The organism is Endozoicomonas sp. ONNA1, from assembly GCF_024606325.1.
Lineage (GTDB): Bacteria > Pseudomonadota > Gammaproteobacteria > Pseudomonadales > Endozoicomonadaceae > Endozoicomonas_A.
In genome coordinates this window covers 1-3,321 of sequence record NZ_JAHHPN010000288.1, presented here as the reverse complement: position 1 = coordinate 3,321, position 3,321 = coordinate 1, and the positions used below count along the sequence as shown (strand labels likewise).

3 protein-coding genes are annotated in these 3,321 nt (G+C 44.5%); 2 read left to right on the top strand and 1 reads right to left on the bottom strand.

Features of this window, described 5'->3' with window-relative positions; all coding sequences use genetic code 11:
- Both KDK19_RS06865 and KDK19_RS06860 read left to right on the top strand, forming a co-directional pair.
- Nucleotides 1–570: winged helix domain-containing protein (locus KDK19_RS06865; protein WP_368736444.1), on the top strand; the 570-nt coding region annotated here is incomplete at its 5' end.
- A 346-nt stretch (nucleotides 571–916) separates the two neighbouring features.
- Nucleotides 917–2,170 carry an RING finger protein gene (locus KDK19_RS06860; RefSeq protein ID WP_257291611.1) on the top strand — a complete coding sequence of 418 codons (1,254 nt, stop codon included), beginning with the start codon at nucleotides 917–919 and terminating at the stop codon, nucleotides 2,168–2,170.
- Between the two features lie 176 nt (nucleotides 2,171–2,346).
- Here KDK19_RS06860 and KDK19_RS06855 read toward each other — a convergent pair.
- Nucleotides 2,347–3,321: WD40 repeat domain-containing protein (locus KDK19_RS06855; RefSeq protein WP_257253379.1), on the bottom strand; the 975-nt coding region annotated here is incomplete at its 5' end.

Sequence of the window (3,321 nt, the reverse complement as noted above, 5' to 3'; positions counted from 1 at the left end):
GAATGCATGACTATTTCAGTAGGCTTTCGGGCTCCCAGCCATCGCGAGATTCTGATGCAATTTACTGACTTTATCGCCGACCGGTTACCAGAGAGCCTTCGCTATTCAGACCCCGACCAGACTTTGCCCGAGCAAAAAGGCGAGATTGATGAAAAAGCCCTGGATCGTCTGCAGAAAATTCTGAAAATGCATATTGAAGATCGCTCAAAGCTGGCAGAATGGTTTGGAGAGATGATGACCCAACCCAAACATGAGCAGCCATTGGAAGAACACTGGCAAAGTTGGGAAGCGCTTAAGGAAGAGGCTGAAGGGATTGATCTGGTGCTCAATGAGGGCTCAAGGCTCGCTTTCAGGCAAGAGAAAAATTACCTGACACTGTTTGCTGATGGTGAGGCCTACGAATGCCAGTCTGCAGACGCAGCGAATCTGGCTCAACAGATGTGTCAGCACTCGCAACTGGCATCCGATCAATGGCACTTTGTCGTGGACAATGAAGCTCGTGAGTTGCTACTCCGCTTGATTAACGCGGGCTGTATCTACCCGCTCTTTGAGGCAGAGACAGAGGACTGATGAATAATATTCTGTTATTGGTCGAACGCTTAAACCAAAAATAACAACCAACCAGCGTGGCAAATGATAGCCTTAGCGCTTTCATTTGCCACTTTTCACCTTCAGAAAAGTTAAAACTGATATCTCTGGTAAGAACATCTCTTCGGGTGCTGTAGTTCTGCTTCTTTTACAGATTAACCCGTCATTTTTGGCTTTAAAGCTTTACTGACCAAACGGCCGCACGTAAGGCTTGATTATAACTATTCTGGTGAAGTTGTTTTTAACAAATACAGGTAAAGCTATGGCCTTACAATGTGACTTTAAGGTGCTTTTATTTTCAGTCTTTTTTTTGTTTTGTCAGCAGGGGATGGCAAACGACACCTATGATCTTGAAGAATTTCGCCAGTATTATAAAAAAATCTGGGACCCTTCCCCAAAAAGAAGGCAAAAGGGCTCGGGTGATTCCATCATGAACCCGTTTAAAATTATTCGTATTGGCTTTTTCGGGCTGAATTTAGCGGCTGATGATGTATCCGGAGATGACCGACTGGAAATCTACAATAACTTCTTGCTTGATGAGCAAAATTTTGAATATCTTTCAAACTTTTACTTTTACTACGTGAACATAGGGAGCCCTCAATATCGGCATGCGCGCATTCAGAAAATACTGAGACTGATATTTCGTATATTCACTATGAATGTGACCATGGAAAATAGCCCGGCAGGTAAACAGAAAATAAACGCAATGGCCAGAAGCCTCTTTGATAAGTTGTTTTTTTCTCCAGCCATCGATGCTGAAATTAACCCTTATTACACTATTTTCAATTCACATTCAGAGAAAAATCTGCCTGATTATGCCACTGTTCATAACGGTTTAGTCCTGATGTTTTTTGCTTTTCTTGGTCCTCATGTTCTTTCCACCAATGCCTTTTATGATCACTTTTCTGTGCTGCTCAATCGCTTTACCCGAAAAAGCTACCATGAAGCATTATCCAATTCACTGCTGTCTGGCAATACCAGCGATTATCAATCTCCGAAAAGATTTGCCAATCGGCTCAAAGAAGCAAACCTGGACACTGAAACAGCTCTTCTCATCGGTTTACATGCAATGGCAAGCGCTTCTCACCACCACATGGCTACAGGAATGGCGTGGCCAGAGACACTGGAAGAACTGTTACAAAGATTTTTGCCCTATGAGCTTCTGTGCAGTAGCTACGAAAATATGAATAGCCTTTGCCAGAGAGAATCACGTTCCAGGCCTGAGGTCATGTTTAGCTACGAAGGTATGCGAGATTTTACATACAATATTCTGGGTATTGATCCCACACCCCCGGCTGAATTAGATGAAGAAGCATGTTCACAGTCAGGAGTCTACCGCAATCTATCGGACCCTTCTCCACAGAATTCCAGTTCTCCCCGGGATACCGCTTCTGACTGGAGTTTAGACAGTGAAGATTCCGACGAGGAAATAGCACAGAAATCAGGAGCAGTTGGAGGTGCCACCAGAGAGAGCCAGGAATGTTTGATTTGTTCAGGACCACTGGAAGATAAAACTATATTCATAAGCTGCAGGCACCTTGGTTATTGTGAGGTCTGTATTGAGAACATTTTAAAGGAATAGATAGAAGGGAAGCTCTGCTTCTCCTTTATACTTCCAGCGGTTCTGAGATCCTTCCCAGCCAGATACTGATATTGTGCTTCTTTGACAAATTGACCCGCCATTTTATTGCCTTAAAGCTTTACTGACCAAAAAGTCTCACGAAAGGTTTGTTGATGAACAAGAGTGAAAGCAAACAATCAATCATTCATCAACAGTTTAATGATGTTCACCCTGCGATCAGAACCGGTGGTAACCAGATGGCTGACGTCGTTGCTGAAGTTGGCTGATATGACCGAACCCCAATGATAAACAGTGGCTTTTTCTACCCATGATCCATCAGTTTCCTGGCCAATAATTTTCGCCGTGTTATCTAAACTGGCAGTCAACACATGGCGGCTATCGGCACTGAAGGTGGCTGAGCTGACCGAACTATTATGACGAATTTCGAATTTTTTTTCCCACAATCCATCATCATGATGGTCATAAATTATAACTCTGCAATCGTGAGTGGCCGTAACCATATGACGGCTATCAGCGCTGAAGGTGAAATTGGCGTGGGCATCGCCACCGTTGTGCAAAGTGGCTTTTTCTTCCCATAATCCACCCGCACCCGCCTTATGGCCACAGATTTTCGCCACGCCATCTCCACGGGTGATCACAAGATGGCAGCCATCGGGGCTGAAAGAGGCTGTTTTGACCACACGACTATTGATAATAGTGAGTTTTTCTTTCCATGTACCATCGTCCTCATAGCCGTGGATTTTCACAGTGTAATTGCCATTGACGGTAACCAGATGGTGTCCATCGGGGCTCATGGCGGCTATATCGACACCTTCTTCATGGTAAATGGTGGCTTGTTCTTCCCATGTTCCGTCTTCCTCCTGGCCGTAGATTTTCGCAGTGCCATCGTAACTGGCGGTCAGCACATGGCGACTATCGTCGCTTAAAGTAGCTGAGATAACATTGTCATCATGAGTAATTCTGGCTTTTTCTATCCATAATCCATCGGACTCCAGACTATAGATCTTCACTGTGTGATCGTCGCTGGCAGTCACCACATGGTGTCCATCGGCGCTGAAGGAGGCTGAATTAATATCGTTACCATGGGCAATGATGGCTTTCTCTTCCCATAATCCATCGTCATCATGACCATAGATTTTTGCTATGTAGTC

Excerpts from the sequence above, each read along its gene's own strand:
- KDK19_RS06860 (WP_257291611.1), top strand. The coding sequence starts at position 917 with ATGGCAAACGACACCTATGATCTTGAAGAATTTCGCCAGTATTATAAA.